Raw genomic sequence first — 21,668 nt, 5'->3', positions numbered from 1 at the left:
TCCCAGCCGAACCCCTTTCTTGTTCCAGGAGTCGAGTCATGGATGAGCAAACACGCGTCGAAGTGGCTGAACCTCGCTTCGAACATGGACACTTCCTGCTGATTGCAGGCTTTCGCGGTCGATTTACCCAAGACACAGCCAAAGACATTCCGGCGTTGTGGGAAAAGTTCTTGCCGCACCTGGGAAAGATCCAGGGGCAAAAGAACGAAGTGACCTACGGGGTCTGCAGCAACTTCGATGGCAAGGGCGGCTTCGATTACATCGCCGGGGTGGAAATCAGCAAGCTCGATGACCTCGACCAGAAGGTCTACCAATGGGTCGAAGTGCTGCCTCGCCAGTACGCAGTGTTCGAGCACAAAGGACCGCTCGAACAGTTGCCGCAAACCCTGCAATACATCTACAAGACCTGGCTACCGACCTCTCATTACGTGGAGCTCAACGCCCCGGAACTGGAGCGTTACAGCGCCGATTTCAATCCGAAGCTGCACACCGGCAAACTGGAAATCTGCGTGCCGGTCGATACCAAGGCCTGAGCCAACAGACATGAGGCGGATCACTGATCCGCCTCGTGCTTTCAACGCTGTTTACGTCGCGCCCGCAACAGGTCGATGCCCAAAGTGATAAAGCCGAAGGTACTGATGCCCAACACCATCAACAGGCCAATTTCAACGCTGCTCATAAACGGTTTCCCCCAAGGGTAGTCAGAGACACACCTCAGAAATAGCCCGCCGCCTGCACGAAGCAAAGCGCTTATACGCAGGCTTTACGCCGCCCGTGCGCATCGATATGCAGGCCTTATTCCTTTATGCTTTCGGCACTTTCTTCTGCTGATTTCCGAGCCGCCATGAACACCGTTATCCGCAACGTCACCGCCACCGATCTGGACCGCTGCTACGCCATCGAAACCGTTGCTTACGAGGGCGACGAAGCGGCCACTCGCGAGAAGATCGCCACGCGTATTGCCACTTGGCCAGAGGGTTTTATCGTTGCCGAGGTGGACGGTGAGGTCGCAGGCTTCGTCAACTCCGGCGCGGCGTTTGATGTGCAGATGTCGGACGAGGCGTTCAAGGAGTTGATCGGCCACGACCCGCAAGGGCCGAACGTGGTGATCATGTCGGTGGTGGTGCACCCGGATTATCAGGGGCAGGGCTTGGCCAAGCGTTTGATGGGCGAGTTCATTGAACGTATGCGCGGGATGGATAAGGCGACAATTCATCTGATGTGCAAGGAAAAGCACATTCCGCTGTATGCCGGGTTTGGCTTTGCCTACATCAAACCGTCGGAGTCGGATCACGGCGGCATGGCGTGGCACGAGATGATCCTTACCCTCTAACCCCAGCCCGATACTGATCGTTCCCACGCAGAGCGTGGGAACGATCATTTACGGGAGTATCAGTAGAGGGTATCGCTTACCCGTTTCGGGGCTTCGCGGTCGTAGGTTTCGGCATCGAACTCACCATCGTTCAGGCGCTTGTGGAAGGCGCCGGCAGAGGGCAGGGCCGAGCGCGGCAGGTGCGTTTCCGGATTCCACGCATCCGAACGGACGAAGGCTTTCGAACAATGAAAAAACGCCGCCTCCACCGTCACCAGCAACACCGTTTTCGCCGGTTTGCCATTCACCGCAAAGCTTTCCAGCAGTTGCGGATCTGCGCTGATCGTCGCCGTGCCATTGACCCGCAATGTCTCGCCAATCCCCGGAATTATGAACAGCAGCGACACCCGCGAATCCTGCAGCACATTGCGCAGGGTATCGATGCGGTTGTTGCCCGGGCGATCCGGCAGGGCCAGGGTGCGCTCATCGAGGATCCGCACAAACCCGGGCTTGTCCCCGCGCGGCGAGTTGTCGAGGCCATCGGCGCCCACCGAGCTGACAATCACCAGCGGCGAAACCCGCACCATCGCCTGATAATCCTCGTTGAGAAAACCGATCTGCTTGCGCACCGCCCGCTCGTGGGGCAGTCCGTAAATCGCTTCCAGCGCTTCGATTGAATCGATCATCGTGCATCCCTCGATGACTTAGAAAACCAGGCCCATGCGCCGTTCGTAACCGATCCGGCCCTTGTACGCTTCGCCGCTGTCGACATAGCCGTGTTTGGCGTACAGCGCGATCGCCGCGTCATTGTCTGCGTCCACCGACAATTCCAGCCCTTTGATCTCCGGCCAGGCCTGACGCGCGACTTCGGGGAGCGATTGCAGACACGCCTTGCCGAAACCTTTGCCCTGCGCCCGGTGATCAACCTGCAACGCATGCAATGTTGCACTGTGCTCATTGGCCCAGGCTGGCAACACCGGCGGGCGCTTGAGCAGCAGAAACGCCACCGGTACCTCATCCGCCAACAGCGCGAAACCTTTCACGCCGGGGCCGGGTTTCGACAGCAGCGTGTGCAAGGCACCGTGGATATCACCGGAGAACTTGATCTGCTCGGCATGGATTTCAATCGCCTCGACTTGCTGACGCTGCAAGGCGTTCAGGCTGTCGTACGGCACGAGTTGGGCTGACACGGGAATTTCCTTTTTCCTACAAAGATGAGCCTCGGATTCTAGCGATTTTGGCCTCAGTGGAAATTTTTTGTTTCGACTGTCGATCTACCCGATTGCCGAACGACTAAGGGTGTCTTCACAACAAAAACCACGGAGAACAGCATGAGCGCACAATCTGAAATCCAGACCCTGATCAACACCTACCGCGAAGCCGTCATGACCAAGGACGTGGAGAAAGTCATGGCGTTGTACGCCGATGACATCGTCTCCTTCGACGCGATCAAGGCCCTGCAATTCAAGGGCAAAGCCGCCTACCGCGCGCACTGGGTGGCGTGTATGGAAATGTGCCCCGGCCCGCACGTCTTCGAGTTCCAGGAAATCGCCATCGAAAGCGCCGATAACATCGCTTTCGCCCACTGGGTGGCGAACTGCGGCGGCACCAATGACAAGGGCGAAACCCAGAGCTGCTGGATGCGCGTCACCGCTTGCTATCGGCAGGTTGGCGGGACATGGAAAATCGTCCACGAACATTGGTCGGCGCCGTTCGATCCGATGAGCGGCGCGACCCTGTTTGATGTGACTCCCTGATCTTCAGCCATAGTTGAACCGTCCGATTCAGGAGAATGCCATGAAGTATTTATGCCTGGTCTACAGCGATGAACGCCTGCTGCATTCATCGCCCGACAGCCCGGAAGACGCCGAGTGCTGGGCTTATGCCGAGTCGATTCAGGGCAGCGGGCGGATGGTCGCCGCTGAGGCGCTGGAGTCGGTGCAGACCGCCACGACCGTCAGGATGCGCAACGGCAAACTGTCGATCACCGATGGCCCGTTCGCCGAAACCAAAGAGCAATTGGCCGGTTTCTACCTGATTGACGCCAAGGATCTCAACGAAGCGCTTCAGGTCGCCGGCAACATTCCGGCGGCGCGGGTCGGCAGCGTTGAAGTACGCCCTGTACGGCAGTTGAATGTCTGAGGTTCGGGCGCGGGTCGAGCAGGTCTATCGCGAAGACTCGCGACGGATTCTGGCGACGCTGATTCGCCTGTTGGGTGATTTCGACCTCGCCGAAGAAGCCTTGCATGAGGCGTTCTTCGTCGCGGTCGAGCGCTGGCAACGCGACGGCGTGCCGGACAATCCGCGTACCTGGCTGGTCTCGACCGGGCGCTTCAAGGCGATTGATGTGTTGCGCCGCCGTGCACGGTTCAAGGCCTCGCAACCCTTGCTGTTGGCGCAACTGGAAGAACTCGAACAGGCGGACTGGAGTGGCGAAGACGTGGAAGACGATCGTCTGCGGCTGATCTTCACCTGCTGTCACCCGGCGCTGGCGGCGGATGCGCAAGTGCCGCTGACCTTGCGCGAAGTCTGCGACCTGACCACCGAGGAAATCGCTCGCGCCTTTCTCTCGGCGCCAGCGGCGATAGCCCAGCGCATCGTGCGGGCCAAAGCCAAGATCCGTGACGCGAAAATCCCCTATCAAGTACCGAGCCTGAGCGAATTGCCCGAACGCCTCGACAGCGTGTTGCGGGTGATTTATCTGGTGTTCAACGAAGGGTATTCGGCGTCGGGCGGGGCTGAATTGACGCGTGAAGATCTGACGCGTGAGGCGATCAGGTTGGGGCGGCTGTTGATGGAATTGCTGCCGGAGCCGGAGGTGATGGGGTTGCTGGCGATGATGCTGTTGCACGAATCGCGACGCTCGGCGCGCACTTCGCCGAGTGGTGAACTGGTGCTGCTGGATGATCAGGATCGTTCATTGTGGGATAGCGAGTTGATAGCCGAAGGTTGTGCGCTGGTTGAGCGTGCGCTGACCACGCGGCGGTTTGGGCCTTATTGTCTGCAAGCGGCGATTGCCGCAGTGCATGCCGAGGCGCCGTCCGCGGCAGAAACCGATTGGGAGCAGATCGTCGGCTTGTATGACGTGCTGTTGCGCGCGATGCCTTCGCCAGTGATCGAGCTGAACCGGGCGGTGGCGGTGGCCAAGCGTGATGGCGCGTTGGCAGGGTTGAATCTGATTGAAGGGATTTTGGCCCGGGGTGAGTTGCAGGATTATCACTTGGCGCATTCGGCGCGGGCGGAGTTTTGTCGGCAGTTGGGCAGGGTGGAAGAGGCGAGGGCGGCGTATTTGCGGGCGTTGGAGCTTACGCGGCAAGAGCCGGAGCGGCGGTTTATTCAAGGGCGGCTCATGGCGCTGGAATTGCCCTCACCCTAGCCCTCTCCCAGGGGGAGAGGGGACCGATTGGGGGATATTGGAGAGTTTCACCGACTTGAACGATCGGTATTGAATCCACAATCGACTCGGTCTCAGGTCGATGTCTGACGCAAGACACCTCGGTCGGCTCCCTCTCCCTCCGGGAGAGGGCTGGGGTGAGGGGCTTTTGAACTCATATCCAATGAATCCACAATCGACTCGGTCTTTCAGGTCGATGTCTTACGCAAGACACCTCGGTCGGCTCCCTCTCCCTCCGGGAGAGGGCTGGGGTGAGGGGCTTTTGAGCTCATATCCAATGAATCCACAATCGACTCGGTCTCTCAGGTCGATGTATGACGCAAGACACCTCGGTCGGCTCCCTCTCCCTCCGGGAGAGGGCTGGGGTGAGGGGCTTTTGAGCTCATATCCAATGAATCCATAATCGACTCGGTCTTTCAGGTCGATGTCTGACGCAAGACACCTCGGTCGGCTCCCTCTCCCTCCGGGAGAGGGCTGGGGTGAGGGGCTTTTGGCTTCATGCCGGCTAGCGATTGGGCGCGAAGTTATTCCAACATCTTGCTCAACAACCAACTCCCCGCCGGCCCCGGTGGATAGAGCCGCGACCACAACGCATCAACAAACACCGGCTTAGGCCAGCCGCGCACCTTCAACTCGACCAGCAAATCATTGCCAAAGCGCTGCGCCAGCCAGCGCGGCAAAGGCGCCCAGCCAAAACCTTTCTCGGCCATTTCCAGCAACATCAGATAACTCGGTGCCGACCACACCCGACCTTTGCCGCGACTGTCATAAGGATTGACGATGGTCGCCAGACGCAGCTCACGATGCTGCTCGAGGATCTGCTGATCAATGTGATCAAGCTTGGCCAACGCGTGGTCACGATTGACGAACAGGGCGATTTCCGTACGCTCGGCCACCGTCGACGTGACCAGATCCGGCGGATAGTTCTCTTGCATTTCGGCGAACGCCAGATGCGCGCGACCGCGCTGTACCAGCTCGATCAGGTCATCGCACTCAGCGATCAGGCATTCCAGTTCCAGATCCGGATAACGCTGCTCAAACCCGACCAACGCCGCTTCAAACCGGTCCGACTGATAGGTGTCGGAAATCGCCACGGTCAGCTTCGGTTCGACGCCTTGGGAAAGTTGCCGCGCAGTCATCTCGAGGCGACTGCTGGCCGCCAGAATCGCCTCGGCACGTTGCAGCATCACATGCCCGGCCGGGGTCAGCGTCGGTTTGCGGCTGCTGCGATCAAACAGCTGCAGATCCAGATCGATCTCGAGACTGGCCACCGCCGCACTGATCGTCGACTGACTGCGCCCGAGTTTACGCGCGGCCGCCGAAAACGAACCTTGCGTGGCCGCCTGGACAAACGCCAACAGCACTTCCTGAGAAATCATCAACTATCGCCTTGATCGATGGTTATTGATTATGAAGTATCGGTTTGGGGATGGATCATGGCAACCATCTTCACTCAAGGAGTCAGGCCATGACTGCCCACAAATCCATCACTGAACGTATTTTCCAGGCCGTTGGTTTCGAACTGCTGGCGATCCTGATCTGCACGCCGTTGCTGGCGTGGATCATGCAAAAACCGATGCTTGAAATGGGCGCCGTGACGGTGTTGATCGCCCTGTTGGCGCTGGGTTGGAACGTGGTGTTCAACCGCTTCTTCGACCGTATGCTGGCGCGCATGAACGTCGTGCATAACGCCAGGGTGCGTGTGGTGCATGCGCTGCTGTTCGAGGGTGGTTTGATCGTGATGGGTGTGCCGCTGATTGCCTGGTGGTTGTCGGTCAGCCTGTGGCAGGCGTTTTTGCTCGACATCGGTGTGCTGCTGTTTTTCCTGCCGTACACCTACGTGTATCACTGGGGCTATGACGTAGTGCGCGAGCGCTTCATGACCCGCAACGCTTGCCAGAACTAACCTCGATCCCCGTGTAGGAGCTGCCGAAGGCTGCGATCTTTTGATCTTGATTTTTAACAGCAAGATCAAAAGATCGCAGCCTTCGGCAGCTCCTACAGGAGGTAAGTGTTTTCAGTAAGAGTTAAAGGAACATGCCGCCGGATGCCTCGACCCGTTGGCCATTGATCCACTGTCCACCCGGCGACAGCAGCAGCGCCAACGCTCCGCCAATATCATCCGGCTGCCCGGCGCGTCCCAGCGCGGTGTTGCTGGCGACCATCGCATTCACCGCCGAGTTATCGCGTACGGCGCCACCACCGAAGTCAGTTTCGATAGCGCCCGGCGCGAGAATGTTCACGCCAATCTGCCGCGCACCCAACTCCTTGGCCTGATAACGGGTCAGCACCTCCATCGCGCCTTTCATCGCCGCATAAGCGCCGTAACCCGGCAGACTGAAACGGGTCAGGCCGCTGGAAATATTGATGATGCGCCCGCCGTCGTTAATCAGTGGCAGCAACTGCTGAGTCAGAAAGAACGGCCCTTTCAGCTGGATATTCATCAGCAAATCGAACTGCTCCGGCGTGGTTTCGGCGAACAGCGCGTGTACTCCAATCCCAGCGTTGTTGATCAGGAAATCAAAACGCTGACGGTCGAAAGTCTGCTGCAACGCCTGCTCAACGTGTTTACCGAAATCGGCAAAGCTTTCGCTGCGACCGACGTCCAGTTGCAACATCACGGCTTTGCCGCCAAGTGCTTGCACTTCGGTCACCAGCGCCTGAGCTTCATCAGCACGGCTGTGGTAAGTGCCGATAACGTCGATGCCCTGAGCGGCCAAGTGCAGCGCTGCGTTTTTGCCCAGGCCACGACTGGCGCCGGTGATCAATGCGATTTTGCGGTTCATGGAGGCTTCCTCGATTGCGGTGAGTGGTGATGGGATGAAGTTTATTTATCCGCCCTGAGGTGATAAACAGACTGAATCCGGAATCACTGATCGGCTCAGCCGAACAATCGACAGGTGCCTAATGAACAAACTGGAACTGCTGCGCACCTTCGTCCGGGTCAGCGAACTGTCGAGTTTTACCCTCGCCGGGGAAAGTCTCGGACTGCCCCGCTCAACGGTGTCCGAACACGTGCAAGCGCTGGAAGCCCTGCTCGGCACACGCCTGCTGCAACGCACCACGCGCAAGGTGCAGGCGACGCAGGACGGTCTGGTGTTGTACGAGCGCAGCAAGGATCTGCTCTCGCACATGGACGAAATCGAGGGTTTGTTTCTGCAGGACGAGGCTTCGCTGACCGGGCGCATTCGTGTCGACCTGCCGAACATTCTCGCTCGGCGTCTGATCATGCCGCGCTTGCCGCAGTTCATGGATCGCCACCCGAATCTGGAGCTGGAAATCAGCAGCACCGATCGCCGCGTCGATCTGCTCAGCGAAGGTTTCGACTGCGTGGTGAGGATTGGCGCGCAGCCGGATCAATCGGTGGTCGCGCGGCACCTCGGTGATTTTCCCATGGTCAACTGCGCCAGCCCCGCGTACCTCGAGCGCTACGGCGTGCCGGAGTCGCTTGAAGATCTCGCGCACCATCGACTGGTGCATTACGTCGGCGTATTGGGTTCGCGTTCGGAAGGGTTCGTGTACGAGGAGGGCGGTCAGGTTAAACGCTTGCCGATGGCGGGCAGCATTACGGTCAACAGTACTGACGCTTACGAGTCGGCGTGCCTCGGTGGCTTCGGTCTTACTCAGGTGCCGCGTACCGGCATGCAGCCGCATCTGGAAAACGGCGAACTGGTGACCGTGTTGCCGCAGTTCACTGCGCCGGCGATGGGGATTTCATTGTTGTATGCGCGGCAGCGGCATTTGCCGTTGCGGGTGCGGGTGTTCATGGATTGGCTGGGCGATCTGATTCGCTCCGCGCTCTGAACCTGAACACCGGTCAAAACTGTAGGAGTGAGCCTGCTCGCGATAGCGGTGTGTCAGTTTAATCAATGTTGACTGATACACCGCTATCGCGAGCAGGCTCACTCCTACAGGGGACTTTCTTCGGTCAGAAGATCTGGGTGAACAGCCAGTAAAGACTGCCTGACAGCAGGATCGCCGCCGGCAACGTCAGCACCCACGCCATCAACAGATTGCGGATGGTCTTCATCTGTAACCCACCACCGTTGGCAACCATGGTCCCGGCCACGCCCGAGGACAACACATGCGTGGTCGATACCGGCAAACCAAACATATCCGCCGCACCAATGGTCAGCATCGCCACGGTTTCCGCCGAGGCACCCTGCGCATAGGTCAGGTGGGTCTTGCCGATCTTCTCGCCGACCGTCACCACAATGCGCTTCCAGCCAACCATGGTGCCCAGCCCCAGCGCGATGGCCACGGCGATCTTCACCCACAGCGGAATAAATCGCGTGGCGTTGTCGATCTGCTGTTTGAACAACTGCAGCTTGCCGCTGGTGTCGGCGTCGAAATTGCCGACCTTGTTTTTGTCCATCAGGCGAATGCTTTCGCTGGCCAGGTACATGTCGTTACGCACGTTGCCCATGGCTTCAGCCGGGACTTTTGCCAGCGAACCGTAGCCTTTGACCTCTTCGCCGATGTGCCCGGTGAGGGCGGCGAGGGCCGGGATCAGTTGCGGCGTGGCGTCCTTGCTGCGCACGTAATCGGAAAGGACCGCACGCGGATCGGCGGGAGTTGGTAGCGGTGCACTTTTCACTAGCGCTTGCTGGGTGACTTGCGCCACGGCGGCAAACTGCAACGACTGTTCTTCCGGCATCGTACGGTTCAAGGCATAGGCCATTGGCAGTGTGCCGACCAGAATCAACATGATCAGGCCCATGCCTTTCTGCCCGTCGTTGGAGCCGTGGGCGAAGGACACGCCGGTGCAGGTCAGAATCAGCAAACCGCGAATCCACCATGGCGGCGGCGTGTTGCCTTCCGGCGCTTTATACAGCGAACGATTTTTCACGAACGCGCGCAGCGCCAGCAGCAACAGCGCCGCACAACCGAACCCCACCAGCGGCGACAGCAGCAACGCATAACCGATCTTGGTCGCCTGCGCCCAATCGACGCCGCTGGTGCCGTCGCGGCCATGCATCAACGCATTGGCCACGCCGACGCCGATGATCGAGCCGATCAGCGTGTGCGATGACGACGCTGGCAAACCCAGCCACCAAGTGCCGAGGTTCCACAGGATCGCCGCGATCAGCAGAGCAAAGATCATCGAGAAACCGGCAGACGAACCGACCTGCAGAATCAATTCCACCGGCAGCAAAGCGATGATGCCGAACGCCACTGCGCCGCTCGAAAGCAGCACGCCGAGGAAGTTGAAGAAACCCGACCAGACCACGGCCACATTCGGCGGCAGCGAGTGGGTGTAGATCACCGTCGCCACGGCATTGGCAGTGTCATGGAAACCGTTGACGAACTCAAAGCCCAGCGCAATCAACAGCGCCACACCGAGCAGCAGGAACGGCGTCCAGGTGGTGACCACCGTGCCGAGTTCGTGCATGTCGTGCATCAGGCTGTAGGCGGTGAACAGCATCCCCATGGCCAGCACGGCGAAAAAGATCACGTAGGTGAACGGACCGGTTTTCTTGTCGAGGGCCGGCCTGCCGCTGGCGGCGGAGGTGGGGCTGGCGGTCAGGGAGGGAGTAGCCATGGCAGGACAATCCTGAGCGAGGGAAGGAATGTCGCCCATGATCGTTGCAGAATGTTACAGAGAGACTGCGCCATGTCAGTGTTTGGCTGATTAACCCAACCGTCGGTCTTCTGCTCGTTCCCACGCTCTGCGTGGGAATGACGCCCGGGACGCTCCGCGTCCCTGTGACGCAGAGCGTCACTTGATGCATTCCCACGCAGAGCGTGGGAACGAGCGTTCAGGCGTCAGTAATCTCCGCGCTTGCGAAACGCCCAACGCCCGGCAATCACGGTGAACGTCGCCACCAGTGCAACCAAAATCCAGAACCCTTCCGGATCCTGCGACAACGGCACGCCACCGACATTCATTCCGAAAAAACCGGCAATGATGTTGATCGGCAACGCCAGCACCGTCACTACGGTCAAAGTAAACAGCGTGCGGTTGCTCTGTTCGTTGAGGTTGGCGGCGATCTCTTCCTGGAGCAGTTTGATCCGCTCGCCGAGGGCGGTGAGGTCGTTGATGATCAGCGCAAACTCCTCGGTGGATTTGCGCAACTCCTTGACGTCCTCTTTCTGCAACCACGGCGGCGGCCGGTTGAGCAGACGCAGCAGCGAACCCGGCTCCAGCGCCAGCAGCCGCTGCAAACGCACCAGCACGCGGCGATTGGCACCCAGTTCGGCACGGTTGGTCGACAACCGCGAGGAAAGCAATTCGTCCTCGACCTGATCAACGCTCAGGCTGGTCTTGCGCACGATCTGCGTCAGCACTTCGCCCTGATCGCGCAGCAGATGCACAAGCAACTCCGAGGGCGAACGAAAGCGTTCGCCAGCCTTCACCGATGAGCGCAATTTGTCCACCGAGTGCAGCGGTTGCAAACGCGCACTGACGATCAGTTTGCTGCGCACACAAACCCACAGCGTCGACACGTCCGAGGAGACCATGCTGCTGAGGTTGAACACCACATCGTTGACCACCGCCAGCAATGCCGAATCGACATGCTCGATACGCGTCGAACGCGAGCCTTCGTGCAGCGCCTCGAAAAACTCTTCGGGCAATTGCAGATGACTTTTCATCCAGCGTTCGCACGCCGCATGCGCCAGATTGAGGTGCAGCCAAAGGAATTCGCCGCTGTCGCTATCGTCCTGCAAACAGCGCAGTGCCGTGGCCGAATCGACTTCGCGGCCACGTTCGCCGGGCAGGAAACGGAAGCCGTAGAGCAGGCCAAACAGATCAGGATCGCGATGACTGATATCGAGGCTGTGGTTCATGAAGGCTCGCTGCGAGGAGGGCATCCGGGGCGGGTTTTACAGATTCACCTGAGCCGCATCATCGCAATGTCACATGACGTTTGTGTGACAGCAAAGTGACGTCAAATCAGCGACTTACCGACGGTCGGATTTTCTTCAAGAAGCGCTCTGGCGCGCCGATCACAGGTGCGTTAGGTTGCGCGCCATTGGCCATGAACCAAGGCTCGCCGACATGGATGTCCGGCAAAATTTCACGCCTTACCGGGCGTGCCTCATCCCTGTCCTGAGTATCTTTCGATGCTGCAAAAATCCCTGAGAGCGCAAATCCTCGCCCTGCTGAGCGGCAGCCTTCTGGCGGTGCTGTTGATCGCGCTGGCCTGTTTTCATTTCCTGTCCAACGGCGTGCAAAGTTACAGCCAATTGATCGCCGGCCCGTTGCACACGTCGCAATTGATCGACGAGGCCAACCTGCAATTCAAGGTGCAAGTGCAGGAGTGGAAAAACGTCCTGCTGCGCGGCAAGCAACCGGCGGATCTGGCCAAGTATTGGGGCCAGTTCGAAGACCGTCAGCGCGATGTGCAGAAGATCCTTGGTGAACTGGCCGGCCAGAAAGGCATAGAGCCCAGCCTGAAATCGCGCATTGAACGTTTGCGTGAAGAACACCGCCAGTTGGGTAGCGCTTATCAGAAGGGACGCGATGCCTACGTGGCTGCCGGTGGTGATCCGGCGGCCGGTGACGCGGCGGTCAAAGGCGTCGACCGTGCCGCCAGTGATCAGATGAGCGAACTGGTCACTGAGTTGCGCAAGCAAGGCACCGCGCAGTCGGCGCTGATCAGTGCCGAGGCTGATCGCACCGTATGGCTGGGGCTGCTGGTGATGCTCGCGTCGGGTCTGCTGATCGGTTTGTTGAGCCTGTGGCTGGTCAACCGCAACCTGGTCGAGCCGATCCGCAAACTCATCGATTACGTCACCCAGTTGAGCCGCGGCAAACTGGCCGAGCGTGTGGTCAGCGACCGTCAGGATGAGTTGGGCAACCTCGCCGCAGCGGCCAACACCTTGCGTGATTTCCTCGCCGAAACCTTCACCCGTCTGCAGCGCAGCGCGAGTGATCTGGACAGCGCCAGCGGTGAGTTGAACGCGATCGCCACGATCATGGCCGGCGGCACCAACGAGCAGTTCAACCGCACCGATCAAGTGGCCACGGCGATGAACGAAATGTCCGCCACTGCGCAGGAAGTGGCGCGTCACGCTGCCGATGCCGCGCGTGCTGCCGACGATGCTGACCAGTCTGCCCAACAGGGTGAAAAGGTCATGCAGAGCACCATCCACTCGATCACCCAGATGCGCGGTGAAATCGCCAATACCGCCACGGTGATCCGTCGTCTGGAAGCTGATAGCGGCCGTATCGGCAAGGTGCTGGAAGTGATTCGCGGCATCGCCGAGCAGACCAATCTGCTGGCGCTCAACGCTGCGATTGAAGCGGCGCGGGCCGGTGAGGCCGGGCGTGGTTTTGCCGTGGTCGCCGATGAAGTGCGCAACCTCGCACAGCGTACGGCGGAGTCGATCATCGAGATCAACCAGATCATTCAGAGCGTGCAGACCGGTGCGGTGGACGCGGCGCAGGCCATCGACAGCGGCCAGACGCGCAGCGATGAAAGTGTCGAGCAAGTGACTCAGGCCGGCGCGATGCTGGAGCGCATTACTCACGCGGTGGAAGCGATCCGCGACATGAACCGTCAGATCGCTACCGCAGCGGAAGAGCAGACCTCGGTGGCCGAAGACATCTCGCGCAACCTCACCGAGATCACTTCGATCGCCAGCACCAACCTCGACAACGTGCAGCGCACCGAAAGCGCCAGCCAGAACCTGCATGGTCTGTCCGGGCAACTGAACGAAGTCACCGCGCGCCTGAGCGCCTGACACGATTGAATGTGTACCGGTTCGGATACCGAGTCGGTACACAGTCGATCTCAAATTGAGGCGGCCGTGGTCGATGACCGGTTATCTATAACCGGCATTGGAGCCTTTCCATGGTCAGCATCACTTCTGTTTCGATCAATCAGACCGTCAGCGCACAGACCAGCAAAACGTCGATCAGTGACGTTGGTGACGACACGTCTACCTCAGCAACCGCCAGCACGGGCGCTACGCCCGATACCGGTAAAGTCGCCGCTGGTGGTGGGGCCGCTCCGGCGGGTGACAGCAGTTCCAGCAGCAGCGAAGAAACGGATTCGGTGAAAGAACTGCGCAAGCAGATTGCCGAGTTGCAGAAGCAATTGCAGGAAGAGCAGCAGGCATTGCAAGCGGCGCAGGCGAAGCAGGAAAACTCTGATGCGAAGGTCGCCGAAGTGGCTGCCGCACAAGCGCAGATCACCGCCACCTCGGCCTCCCTGTCCACCGCCACAGCCTCGCTGTTGCAGGCGTTGCAGGATTCTGACAGCAGCACTTCCGGTTCGCTGGTCAGCACCTCGGCGTGATGCCCTTTTCCCTCACCCTAACCCTCTCCCAGAGGGAGAGGGTACTGACCGTGATGACTATTAGAGGTACGCCGACCTGAAATATCGAGGCGCACTCAGGTCTTGAAAAAGCCCCAGATCGGCTGCCCTTCACCCCTTCCCTCAAAGGGAAAGAGCACTGACTGCAATGATTGTTGGAGTTACGCCGACCTGAAATATCGAGTCGAACTCAGGCCTTGAATAGCCCGCGGTCTGCTCCCTTTCCCCCTCGCCCCCTTGGGGGAGAGGGCTGGGGTGAGGGGGAGAAAATCTCACTGACAACACATCAACCATGCCAAACACCAGACACAAAAAAGCCGCACGATCTTTCAATCGTGCGGCTTTTGGTGGTGCGTTCAATCAAGTGTCTTGCTTGTTGCTCAACACCTTGCCGGTCGTTGCATCAAAGTCCACATCGAACTCTTTGCCATCAGCAGTTTTCAATTCAACTTCATACTCATAACCGTTGAAGTGGTTATCCAGATCCGTGTCAGTGATAGTCGCACCCGGATGCAGTTTCAGTGCTTCGGCGTTCATCGACTCCAGCGACTTGATCTTGCCCGACTTAACCAGTTCAGGAATCTGGTCAACGCGAACATCAGCCTGGGCCAGGCCAGCGGTGAGAGTCAGGGCAGCGGCGGTAAACAGGGCAGTCAAAGTTTTCATCGGTTCGTTCCTTGGGGTGATTCGTTTAAGTGGCCTCAGGTTAACCGGCACAACTTAACTCACCCTTAAAACCATGCAGCCAAACAATACGGGCAAGCCATGCACCGGCACAGAACCTGTGGGAGCGTAGCTTGCCCGCGATGAAGGCGCCTCGATTTCAGATCAGAAACCGTTGTTCTTCAACACCTGATCAACACTGCCAGCCGCCGGGCGTTTGTAGAACTTCAGCAGTTCGCTGGCGCGGTTAGTGAAGATACCGTCGACACCCGCCGCCATGACTTTCTCGAAGTCCACCGGCTCATCGACGGTGTAGACGTGCACCAGCAGGCCCTGGTCGTGGGTGTATTTATTCATCCACGGTTGCACCAGATCCGAGTAGCTCTGGTCGCCGCCCTTGGTCAACTTCGCCGAAGGCCCGGTGCCGATCGCACCCTGGGCCTTGGCGTAATCCACCCATTGTTTGAATTCGGCTTCGGACTTCGGCTCTTGCTTGCCGTAGAAAACGTTTTTGTCTTTCTCGCCGGATTCGGCAAACGTCACTTTCGATTTCGGCTCGATGCTGCCTTCGCCCACCCACAACAGGAGGATTTTCGGCACTTGCGGCATTTCTTTTTCCAGCAGTTCGAGGCTGTTTTTCTCGAATGTTTGCAGGATCACTTTGCCTTTACCCTGACCAACACCCAACGCACTTTTCGCCAGTTTCGAACCGGCCGGGCTCAGCCAGCCACGATCCTGGAGTTTTTCCTTGAGGTCTTTCTCGATCCCGGGAAACAGCTGCGGCTCTTTGGTCTCGATGTACAGGCCCGGTTTGTGTTGCGGGTTGGCCTGGGCGATGTCGATGATTTCATCGAGGGTCAGAATTTTCAGTCCGGCGTAGGACGGGCGGGCGCGATCCGGGTACTTGGCGTTGAACCAGCTGCCGGCATCGAGGGTTTTCAGTTCGGCCATGGTAAACGCGGTGGCCGAACTGTCTTTACGCTCCGGAAACTTGGTGGCGACGTCGGTAGTGCGTTGCAGATTGTCGTCGTGCAGGGCGAACAGCACGCCGTCCTTGCTGCGCTGCAAGTCCATTTCCAGGTAATCGGCGCCCAGGTCGCGAGCCAGTTTGTAGGAGGCAGCGGTGGATTCCGGTGCATCGAAAGACGCGCCACGGTGGGCGATCACCGCCGGGTGCGGGATGCCGTTGGCAGCAGCGAGCGCTTTCGGATCGGTTTGGCTGGCGGCGTGCGCCTGACCGAGGCCGAGCAGCAGGCTCAGGACCAGAGCGCTTTTGGTGAAAGTAGCGGGCATGTTCGAGTTCCTTTCGCAGGGCATTTTCAAAGACGTATCTTTTAACAACTGAATCGCTCGGGTGCTATCGCAGGACCGACATAAACGTATTAAAAGCGATTTTTCCTGCACTTTTGTGGCGCGGTTTGCAGTACGCTTGCCAACGGCAGACGCTCCGGCAGAGGGCGCGCCGTGCAGTTGCCCTGCGTGTAAACCATCGATCATTTTTCGTGAGGTTTACCATGCGCATCACCTCCCAACTCATCTGCCAGGCCGCCGACGATCTCAAGGGTTTTGTCGGCCTCAACCGCAAAACCGGTCAGTACATCGTCAGATTCAGCGAAGATTCGTTCGGCATGGACGTGGCGGATGACGGCATTATTCCTGTGAACGAATTCGTCTGGGCGCCGGCGACAGCGCAGACCATGACTCTTAAACGCGAGTTGATTCAGTTGTTGCTGGATCAGAATATTGATGACCGGATCAACATCACCGAGCCGTTGCGCGTTTATATGAGCAAGGTTGACGTGCCGGAGATTGTCGCGGTGCGCAGCCTGGTGGGGGGCTGAAGATTTGCTGTGAGGGTGGTGGCCTCTTCGCGAGCAGGCTCGCTCCCACATTGGATCTGCGTCGATCACAAATCCCCTGTGGGAGCGAGCCTGCTCGCGAAAGCGGCCGTCAACGCGCCGCCATTTTATGGCCCGAACCGATACTCGCGTTCAACCTTGCACACCCGCGTATGAAATGCCGAATACCATTGCGAACGACCACGCGCCTGAATCTCCCGATGCTCAGGATGCTGCCGCCACGCCAGAATCGCCGCTTCGCTCTGCCAATACGACACCGTAATCCCGAAGCCACCCGCCCCTCGAACCGACTCCACCCCAAGAAACCCCGGCTGTTCACGCACCAACAAATCCATGCGCTCAGCCGCCTCGGCATAGCCGTTGTCACCCTCGGTGCGAGTCGACGTAAAAATCACCGCAAAGCAGACAGTCATCAACGTGTCTCCGCGCAAGCTTCGACAAACGCGCGCACCAGCGGCGGCATCTGCCCTTTGAGCGCGGCACGTTCTGGCTGGAACAACGTAGCGACAAAGAACCGGTGATCCTTGAGTTCTATCGCGCGTAGATCACCTGACGAATCATGCCCCACTGCCTGTAGCCGATCGTTCAACAGTTCCCGTTCGAACAGCGGATTCACACCGAACCGGCAGCGATAACCTTCACGAATCTGCGACGTTTCGTACGCCTTGGCGATCAACGAACCGGGCACCAAATGAATACTGTCCACCGCTTCGACCAGCGAACAGGTCAACGGCGTGAGTACCGCGCGTTCAGAGTCGGGCGATGTTTCACCGTGTTCCGCATCCTCCCAACCCAACACGTTGCGGGAAAATTCCAGCACTGCATGCTGAAAACCACCGCAGGTGCCGAGGAAAGGGCGCTGCTGTTCGCGGGCAAAACGGATCGCCCGCAGTGCGCCGGCTTCACTTTTGTAAGGGCTGGCGGGTACACACCAGAAACCGTCGAACCGCTCGAGTGGCGTATCGGCGTGGATCTGCTCGGTGGGCAACCATTCGAATTGCACGTTGCGGTTGAGGTGTTCGGCGACCAGCCCAAGGGCGACGGGAATGGCTTGGTGGGCGGTGACCTGCGGGTCGTAATCGCCAATCAGGGCGATACGGATGGCGCTGTTTTCCATGGGGGTTCCCTGCGCTTGTTGATTGATGGCACTCACTATAGATTGGCGTTCACGCACTCAATATGGGCGTTTACCCAAGTGATCAATGCAGCGACGCACTATCGGCTCGATTACCCCGATCTGGACCTGATTCTGGCCTTGGTGCGCGGCGGCTCTCTGGCCCGCGCTTCGCAGCTGTTGAAGGTCGACGTGTCGACGGTGTTTCGCGCCGTGCGCCGTCTCGAAGCTGCTCTCGGTCAGCAACTGTTCGAAAAAAGCCGCGCCGGTTATCTGCCGACAACGTTGGCACAAACACTGGCCGAGCAAGCCGAACGCGCCGAACAGGCACTGGACGCCGCGCGCATTGGCGTGGAGCAGGGCGGCGAAGTGGTCAGCGGCACCGTGCGCCTGACCTGCACCGATTCCGTCTTGCAAGGTTTGCTGCTGCCGGCGCTGGCGCAGTTCATGCCCAATTACCCGGCACTGACCATTGAGCTAAGCACCTCCAACGATTTCGCCAACCTCAGCCGCCGCGATGCCGACATCGCCCTGCGCCTCACGCGCACACCGCCGGAGCATCTGGTCGGACGGCAACTGGCGAAGATTTCCTACCGGGTCTGCGCCAGTTCGCGCTATCTGCAGAATGTCGATGCGTCGGATCTGGCCGCGCTGACCTGGATCGCTCCGGACGACTTTCTGCCCGATCACCCAACCATCGCCTGGCGTCGTCAGCATCTACCCGGCGTGACCCCGAGCTATCGTTGCAACAGCATATTGTCGGTAACCGAACTGGTCCGCGCAGGCCTCGGCGTGGCGGCGTTACCGGACTTTCTGATCACCGAGGGTGTGCAGGCGTTGAGCGAGCCGCTGCAGGGTTATGACACCGCGCTGTGGCTGCTGACCCGCCCGGATTGCCGGGCGTTGCGCTCGGTGGTGACGTTGTTCGATGAATTGGGGCGGGCGCTGCGTTTGCCGTGATCAGCGCTGCGGATTCTGGCGCATGTGATCGTGCAACTCGCTGGTCAGGCTGGCGATGCGTTCGGTGAGGTTTTTGGTCATCTCGGTGAGGCGGGTGTTCTGCTCCAGCAGCTCAAGCAGTTGCGCGGTGTTCTTCGCTGCTTGGGCCTGACGCTCGGTATTGGCCAGTGCCAGGTCTTCACGATGTAGTGCGTCAGCATCGGCCTGCGCCTTGTCGCGGGCAGCCTGACGGGTTTGTGCCAGCAGAATCAGCGGCGCGGCGTAGGCCGATTGCAGGCTGAAGGCGAGGTTCAACAGGATAAACGGGTAGACGTCGAAGGTGGTCACGCCAAACACGTTGAGGCAGACCCAAAACAGCACAATCAGGGTTTGCGCGCCGAGAAACATCGGCGTGCCGAAGAACCGCGCAAACGCCTCGGCGCGCAGGGCGAACGTGTCGTTACCGAAGGTGGTGCTGAGGTGGGCGTGGGGGCGGTGGAAGCGCAGGTGATCGACGGGAGCTGTTTCAGGCGATGCGGGTTTTTCAGTGGTCATGATGCACTCGGCAGGGCGTGGGGCGTGTAGTTACTATAGCCCTGCGTTGTGGCGACCGGCCCTTTCGCGAGCAGGCTCGCTCCCACATTGGAATGCGTTTCCCTGTGGGAGCGAGCCTGCTCGCGAAGGCCGCGCCTCGGTCTACTGACTCTGCATCGATTACCCCGGCGCCCGTTCATTGGCAAACATGCTCACCGCATCCACCGCCTCGCTGGCGCCATCGCGAATCTGCAGAATCACTGTCCCTGCCTGATTCGCCAACTCGACACCTTCCGCCGCACGGCCACGGGTGCCTTCCATGCTCTTGATGGCTTGGCGGGTCTCGTTCTGGATCAGCCCGATCATGCTGGAAATCTCCGCGGTCGAGCCGCTGGTTCGAGCCGCCAATTGCCGCACTTCGTCAGCGACCACGGCAAAACCGCGACCCTGTTCACCGGCGCGCGCTGCTTCGATCGCAGCGTTGAGCGCCAGCAGGTTGGTCTGATCGGCAATCGCGCGGATCGTGTTGACGATGGCGGTGATCTGCTCGGAGCGTTCCCCCAGTTGTGCAATCAGCGTTGAAGACTCGGCAATGTCCTCGGCGATTTCGCGCATTTCGCTGGCGGCCTGCTGGATCACTTGCGTACCTTGCTCGGCGACTTTTCGCGTCGCCACCGAGATGTGATACGCCGCGCTGGCACTGCGTGCGTCCTGCTCGTGTTGCTCGACGCGCGCGGTCACATCAGAGGCGAACTTCACCACTTTGCACAAGCGCCCGGCAGCGTCATAAACCGGGTTGTAGTTGGCTTCGAGCCATACGGTTTGCCCGCGTTTATCGACGCGTTCGAACTGACCCTGGAAAAGCTCGCCCTGGTTCAAGCGCCGCCAGAAATCTTCGTAGGCGCTGCTGTTGACCAGTGCCGACGTGCAGAACAAGCGGTGATGTTTACCTTTCAGCTCGGCGAGGGTGTAACCCATGCGCGTCAGAAAATTCTGATTGGCCGTGAGAATACTGCCGTCGAGGTTGAATTCGATGACCGCCATGGCCCGGTCAATCGCCTGCAACTTGGCGTTGGCTTCGCTTTCCTGCTGCACCTTGGCGGTCACGTCCATCGCGTACTTGACCACTTTTACTACGCGCCCCGAGGCATCCTTGATCGGGTTGTAACTGGCTTCCAGCCAGATTGGCTGGCCCTTGCCGTCGACCCGCTCAAACGTACCGGACTGAAACTGGCCATTTTTCAGGCGTGACCACAAATCCGTGTACTGAGCACTACGGCCGAACTCTGGCGTGCAAAAGCGCCGATGCGGTTGGCCGATCGCTTGTTCGGCGGTGTAACCCATGGTCTTGAGAAAGTTGTCATTGGCACGCAGCACCACGCCATCGAGGTCGAACTCGATCACCGCCATCGAGCGATTGATCGCATCGAGCAGGCCGGCTTGTTCGGTGAGGGTGCGCTGAAGATCGTCGATGACGGATTTGTGGCGATTGAAGAACATGTTCGCACTACTCTGGAAGTGGGGAGGATCGAGGATTCAGTCCCTATTTCCGCGCCGGCAGACCGAATGCGCGGACGGCATTCGGCAATGACTGCTCAATGCCAGTATTCCTTGGCTGGCAGATGGCTACTTATACAAAACTTCATAAACTTATACAAGAGAGTAATTATTTGTAATTTTGTATAACTTTTCGGGCGTCTGTGTTGTCCTTCGCGCCCTTGCTCAAGGCAACGCTGATGGTGTTGAGGCCCTTGTTTTTAGAGGTTTAGAGCGCTTTGTCGACATCGTTCAACCAGTCGAGGGCATCCTTGTACAAGGATTTATAGCGCGCCAAACCGATACTAAGGCCCACTCGCAACTCTGGCGCCTGCGGATGACAGCATGAATTCAATGCTTGACCCATCGCGCCATCAACCCTCCAGGCCTCATGCAGCGGCAACTGGCAGGGTCACGCAGAGCGGGTTACAGGAGACGGGCGGATTAGCGTTGATAGCAGGCGAGAAACATTTTCAGTGCCGATTCGGCGACGGTGTTCTGCATCTCGACATCAAGGGCTGCGCGGCCCATCGACATCTGTGGCCAGAAACCAAAGGTTTTGAGCAACCCTTGGACCTGATGCGCGGCGAACTCCGGATCGACCGCTTTCAGTCGACCGTCAGCCTGCGCGGCGCGAATCCACACGGTCAGGCCTTCCTCGCGTTCACCCATTCGCTCGACCATGTTCTGCGCGCGCTCCGGCGAATGAATGGTCGCAGCAATTGCCACTCGGGCCAGGGTCAGAAAGTTTTCGTCGGCCATCAACTGCACTTTGGCATGGAGCATTTGCTGCAACTGATCACGTAGAGGCTGATCGCGGTTATAGACGACCGATTGCTCGGCGCTGATTCGTGCCCACAACTGGTTGAGAATTTCGGCGAACAGCTCTTCTTTGCTGGGGAAATGGTTGTACACCGTGCGCTTGGATACACCGGCGGTGGCCGCGATTTTGTCCATGCTGGTGACTTCGAAACCGTTGGCACGGAATTCGGTAATCGCCGCTTGAATAATGGCTTCGCGTTTACGGTCGGTGAGGCGCTGTGGAGCTGTCATA

At 59.1% G+C, this 21,668-nt stretch carries 23 protein-coding genes and 2 pseudogenes; 11 read left to right on the top strand and 14 right to left on the bottom strand.

Translation table 11 applies throughout. The annotated features are described in order from the left end of the window. The first annotated feature begins 38 nt into the window (after positions 1 to 38). Both CKW17_RS20325 and CKW17_RS20320 read left to right on the top strand, forming a co-directional pair. Positions 39 to 533, top strand: a complete 495-nt coding sequence (locus CKW17_RS20325) for a GyrI-like domain-containing protein (protein ID WP_095121252.1) — start codon at positions 39 to 41, stop codon at positions 531 to 533. 311 nt (positions 534 to 844) lie between these two features. Next, complete coding sequence (locus CKW17_RS20320; RefSeq protein WP_095121250.1) at positions 845 to 1,333, top strand: GNAT family N-acetyltransferase; 489 nt, start codon at positions 845 to 847, stop codon at positions 1,331 to 1,333. Between the two features lie 59 nt (positions 1,334 to 1,392). Here the strand turns inward: CKW17_RS20320 and CKW17_RS20315 are convergent, their stop codons facing one another. Then, positions 1,393 to 1,998, bottom strand: a complete 606-nt coding sequence (locus tag CKW17_RS20315) for a pyridoxamine 5'-phosphate oxidase family protein (protein WP_095121248.1) — start codon at positions 1,996 to 1,998, stop codon at positions 1,393 to 1,395. Positions 1,999 to 2,016: 18 nt separating this feature from the next. Then, positions 2,017 to 2,502: an N-acetyltransferase gene (locus CKW17_RS20310; protein ID WP_095121247.1), complete on the bottom strand. Its 486-nt coding sequence runs from the start codon at positions 2,500 to 2,502 to the stop codon at positions 2,017 to 2,019. 141 nt (positions 2,503 to 2,643) lie between these two features. On the opposite strand from CKW17_RS20310, the gene CKW17_RS20305 reads away from it, so the two are divergent. From CKW17_RS20305 to CKW17_RS20295, 3 genes are read left to right on the top strand one after another with little or no spacing between them, the layout of a single operon-like run. Beyond that, complete coding sequence (locus CKW17_RS20305) at positions 2,644 to 3,069, top strand: nuclear transport factor 2 family protein (protein WP_095121245.1); 426 nt, start codon at positions 2,644 to 2,646, stop codon at positions 3,067 to 3,069. 40 nt (positions 3,070 to 3,109) lie between these two features. Further along, on the top strand, positions 3,110 to 3,454 hold the full coding sequence (locus CKW17_RS20300; protein ID WP_077574226.1) for a YciI family protein: 345 nt from the start codon (positions 3,110 to 3,112) through the stop codon (positions 3,452 to 3,454). Beyond that, positions 3,447 to 4,688, top strand: a complete 1,242-nt coding sequence (locus CKW17_RS20295; protein ID WP_095121244.1) for an RNA polymerase sigma factor — start codon at positions 3,447 to 3,449, stop codon at positions 4,686 to 4,688. Before CKW17_RS20300 ends, CKW17_RS20295 begins: the two co-directional genes overlap by 8 nt. Positions 4,689 to 5,230: 542 nt before the next feature. Here CKW17_RS20295 and CKW17_RS20290 read toward each other — a convergent pair. Beyond that, positions 5,231 to 6,085 (bottom strand): LysR family transcriptional regulator, encoded by an 855-nt coding sequence (locus tag CKW17_RS20290; protein ID WP_016984800.1) that lies wholly within the window; start codon positions 6,083 to 6,085, stop codon positions 5,231 to 5,233. Positions 6,086 to 6,174: 89 nt separating this feature from the next. Here CKW17_RS20290 and CKW17_RS20285 point away from each other — a divergent pair, with 89 nt between their 5' ends. Further along, positions 6,175 to 6,612, top strand: a complete 438-nt coding sequence (locus CKW17_RS20285) for a multidrug/biocide efflux PACE transporter (protein ID WP_095121243.1) — start codon at positions 6,175 to 6,177, stop codon at positions 6,610 to 6,612. A 121-nt stretch (positions 6,613 to 6,733) separates the two neighbouring features. Here CKW17_RS20285 and CKW17_RS20280 read toward each other — a convergent pair whose 3' ends face one another. Next, positions 6,734 to 7,492, bottom strand: a complete 759-nt coding sequence (locus CKW17_RS20280) for an SDR family NAD(P)-dependent oxidoreductase (protein WP_095121241.1) — start codon at positions 7,490 to 7,492, stop codon at positions 6,734 to 6,736. Positions 7,493 to 7,613: 121 nt separating this feature from the next. Here CKW17_RS20280 and CKW17_RS20275 point away from each other — a divergent pair, with 121 nt between their 5' ends. Next, a complete protein-coding gene (locus CKW17_RS20275; RefSeq protein ID WP_095121240.1) occupies positions 7,614 to 8,510 on the top strand; it encodes a LysR family transcriptional regulator in 897 nt (298 codons plus the stop codon). Between the two features lie 124 nt (positions 8,511 to 8,634). Here the strand turns inward: CKW17_RS20275 and CKW17_RS20270 are convergent, their stop codons facing one another. Both CKW17_RS20270 and CKW17_RS20265 read right to left on the bottom strand, forming a co-directional pair. Next, positions 8,635 to 10,248 (bottom strand): inorganic phosphate transporter, encoded by a 1,614-nt coding sequence (locus CKW17_RS20270; RefSeq protein ID WP_095121238.1) that lies wholly within the window; start codon positions 10,246 to 10,248, stop codon positions 8,635 to 8,637. Between the two features lie 224 nt (positions 10,249 to 10,472). Beyond that, complete coding sequence (locus CKW17_RS20265; RefSeq protein ID WP_095121237.1) at positions 10,473 to 11,495, bottom strand: transporter; 1,023 nt, start codon at positions 11,493 to 11,495, stop codon at positions 10,473 to 10,475. Between the two features lie 276 nt (positions 11,496 to 11,771). On the opposite strand from CKW17_RS20265, the gene CKW17_RS20260 reads away from it, so the two are divergent. Both CKW17_RS20260 and CKW17_RS20255 read left to right on the top strand, forming a co-directional pair. After that, the gene (locus tag CKW17_RS20260; protein WP_095121235.1) at positions 11,772 to 13,394 is read left to right on the top strand and encodes a methyl-accepting chemotaxis protein; all 1,623 of its coding nucleotides are present in this window, start codon (positions 11,772 to 11,774) and stop codon (positions 13,392 to 13,394) included. A gap of 110 nt (positions 13,395 to 13,504) precedes the next feature. Continuing rightward, the gene (locus CKW17_RS20255) at positions 13,505 to 13,951 is read left to right on the top strand and encodes a hypothetical protein (RefSeq protein WP_095121234.1); all 447 of its coding nucleotides are present in this window, start codon (positions 13,505 to 13,507) and stop codon (positions 13,949 to 13,951) included. Positions 13,952 to 14,329: 378 nt separating this feature from the next. On the opposite strand, the gene CKW17_RS20250 is transcribed toward CKW17_RS20255, so the two are convergent. Further along, complete coding sequence (locus CKW17_RS20250; protein ID WP_007917758.1) at positions 14,330 to 14,635, bottom strand: PepSY domain-containing protein; 306 nt, start codon at positions 14,633 to 14,635, stop codon at positions 14,330 to 14,332. A 162-nt stretch (positions 14,636 to 14,797) separates the two neighbouring features. Further along, complete coding sequence (locus tag CKW17_RS20245; RefSeq protein WP_095121232.1) at positions 14,798 to 15,925, bottom strand: glycerophosphodiester phosphodiesterase; 1,128 nt, start codon at positions 15,923 to 15,925, stop codon at positions 14,798 to 14,800. Between the two features lie 221 nt (positions 15,926 to 16,146). On the opposite strand from CKW17_RS20245, the gene CKW17_RS20240 reads away from it, so the two are divergent. Further along, positions 16,147 to 16,473 (top strand): DUF2025 family protein, encoded by a 327-nt coding sequence (locus CKW17_RS20240; protein ID WP_095121231.1) that lies wholly within the window; start codon positions 16,147 to 16,149, stop codon positions 16,471 to 16,473. A gap of 125 nt (positions 16,474 to 16,598) precedes the next feature. Here CKW17_RS20240 and CKW17_RS20235 read toward each other — a convergent pair whose 3' ends face one another. Then, the gene (locus CKW17_RS20235; RefSeq protein WP_095121229.1) at positions 16,599 to 16,904 is read right to left on the bottom strand and encodes an antibiotic biosynthesis monooxygenase; all 306 of its coding nucleotides are present in this window, start codon (positions 16,902 to 16,904) and stop codon (positions 16,599 to 16,601) included. Then, complete coding sequence (locus CKW17_RS20230; protein WP_095121228.1) at positions 16,904 to 17,608, bottom strand: CTP synthase; 705 nt, start codon at positions 17,606 to 17,608, stop codon at positions 16,904 to 16,906. The genes CKW17_RS20235 and CKW17_RS20230 overlap by 1 nt, the downstream gene beginning before the upstream one ends. A gap of 15 nt (positions 17,609 to 17,623) precedes the next feature. On the opposite strand from CKW17_RS20230, the gene CKW17_RS20225 reads away from it, so the two are divergent. After that, positions 17,624 to 18,565, top strand: coding sequence for a LysR family transcriptional regulator (locus tag CKW17_RS20225; RefSeq protein WP_095121387.1), 942 nt, complete (start codon positions 17,624 to 17,626; stop codon positions 18,563 to 18,565). Here CKW17_RS20225 and CKW17_RS20220 read toward each other — a convergent pair whose 3' ends face one another. The 4 genes and pseudogenes from CKW17_RS20220 to CKW17_RS20210 form a co-directional block, all read right to left on the bottom strand. Continuing rightward, positions 18,566 to 19,099, bottom strand: coding sequence for a DUF1003 domain-containing protein (locus tag CKW17_RS20220; RefSeq protein WP_095121226.1), 534 nt, complete (start codon positions 19,097 to 19,099; stop codon positions 18,566 to 18,568). It lies immediately after the preceding gene. Between the two features lie 159 nt (positions 19,100 to 19,258). Next, positions 19,259 to 19,696: pseudogene (locus tag CKW17_RS30835) on the bottom strand (methyl-accepting chemotaxis protein); the annotation flags it as partial. A 108-nt stretch (positions 19,697 to 19,804) separates the two neighbouring features. After that, positions 19,805 to 20,488, bottom strand: a pseudogene (locus tag CKW17_RS30830) (PAS domain-containing protein); the annotation flags it as partial. A gap of 570 nt (positions 20,489 to 21,058) precedes the next feature. After that, positions 21,059 to 21,667, bottom strand: coding sequence for a TetR/AcrR family transcriptional regulator (locus tag CKW17_RS20210; protein WP_095121223.1), 609 nt, complete (start codon positions 21,665 to 21,667; stop codon positions 21,059 to 21,061). Between the last annotated feature and the right edge of the window lies 1 nt (position 21,668).

Source organism: Pseudomonas sp. Irchel s3f10 (genome assembly GCF_900187515.1).
Lineage (GTDB): Bacteria > Pseudomonadota > Gammaproteobacteria > Pseudomonadales > Pseudomonadaceae > Aquipseudomonas > Aquipseudomonas tensinigenes.
This window is presented reverse-complemented; position numbering and strand designations above follow the sequence as displayed.

Coding starts and splice junctions, on each gene's coding strand:
- CKW17_RS20295 (WP_095121244.1), top strand. CDS start 3,447: ATGTCTGAGGTTCGGGCGCGGGTCGAGCAGGTCTATCGCGAAGACTCG.
- CKW17_RS20220 (WP_095121226.1), bottom strand. CDS start 19,099: ATGACCACTGAAAAACCCGCATCGCCTGAAACAGCTCCCGTCGATCAC.
- CKW17_RS20320 (WP_095121250.1), top strand. CDS start 845: ATGAACACCGTTATCCGCAACGTCACCGCCACCGATCTGGACCGCTGC.
- CKW17_RS20230 (WP_095121228.1), bottom strand. CDS start 17,608: ATGGAAAACAGCGCCATCCGTATCGCCCTGATTGGCGATTACGACCCG.
- CKW17_RS20260 (WP_095121235.1), top strand. CDS start 11,772: ATGCTGCAAAAATCCCTGAGAGCGCAAATCCTCGCCCTGCTGAGCGGC.
- CKW17_RS20275 (WP_095121240.1), top strand. CDS start 7,614: ATGAACAAACTGGAACTGCTGCGCACCTTCGTCCGGGTCAGCGAACTG.
- CKW17_RS20255 (WP_095121234.1), top strand. CDS start 13,505: ATGGTCAGCATCACTTCTGTTTCGATCAATCAGACCGTCAGCGCACAG.
- CKW17_RS20250 (WP_007917758.1), bottom strand. CDS start 14,635: ATGAAAACTTTGACTGCCCTGTTTACCGCCGCTGCCCTGACTCTCACC.
- CKW17_RS20235 (WP_095121229.1), bottom strand. CDS start 16,904: ATGACTGTCTGCTTTGCGGTGATTTTTACGTCGACTCGCACCGAGGGT.
- CKW17_RS20315 (WP_095121248.1), bottom strand. CDS start 1,998: ATGATCGATTCAATCGAAGCGCTGGAAGCGATTTACGGACTGCCCCAC.
- CKW17_RS20280 (WP_095121241.1), bottom strand. CDS start 7,492: ATGAACCGCAAAATCGCATTGATCACCGGCGCCAGTCGTGGCCTGGGC.
- CKW17_RS20245 (WP_095121232.1), bottom strand. CDS start 15,925: ATGCCCGCTACTTTCACCAAAAGCGCTCTGGTCCTGAGCCTGCTGCTC.
- CKW17_RS20325 (WP_095121252.1), top strand. CDS start 39: ATGGATGAGCAAACACGCGTCGAAGTGGCTGAACCTCGCTTCGAACAT.
- CKW17_RS20265 (WP_095121237.1), bottom strand. CDS start 11,495: ATGAACCACAGCCTCGATATCAGTCATCGCGATCCTGATCTGTTTGGC.
- CKW17_RS20300 (WP_077574226.1), top strand. CDS start 3,110: ATGAAGTATTTATGCCTGGTCTACAGCGATGAACGCCTGCTGCATTCA.
- CKW17_RS20285 (WP_095121243.1), top strand. CDS start 6,175: ATGACTGCCCACAAATCCATCACTGAACGTATTTTCCAGGCCGTTGGT.
- CKW17_RS20305 (WP_095121245.1), top strand. CDS start 2,644: ATGAGCGCACAATCTGAAATCCAGACCCTGATCAACACCTACCGCGAA.
- CKW17_RS20210 (WP_095121223.1), bottom strand. CDS start 21,667: ATGACAGCTCCACAGCGCCTCACCGACCGTAAACGCGAAGCCATTATT.
- CKW17_RS20240 (WP_095121231.1), top strand. CDS start 16,147: ATGCGCATCACCTCCCAACTCATCTGCCAGGCCGCCGACGATCTCAAG.
- CKW17_RS20270 (WP_095121238.1), bottom strand. CDS start 10,248: ATGGCTACTCCCTCCCTGACCGCCAGCCCCACCTCCGCCGCCAGCGGC.
- CKW17_RS20290 (WP_016984800.1), bottom strand. CDS start 6,085: ATGATTTCTCAGGAAGTGCTGTTGGCGTTTGTCCAGGCGGCCACGCAA.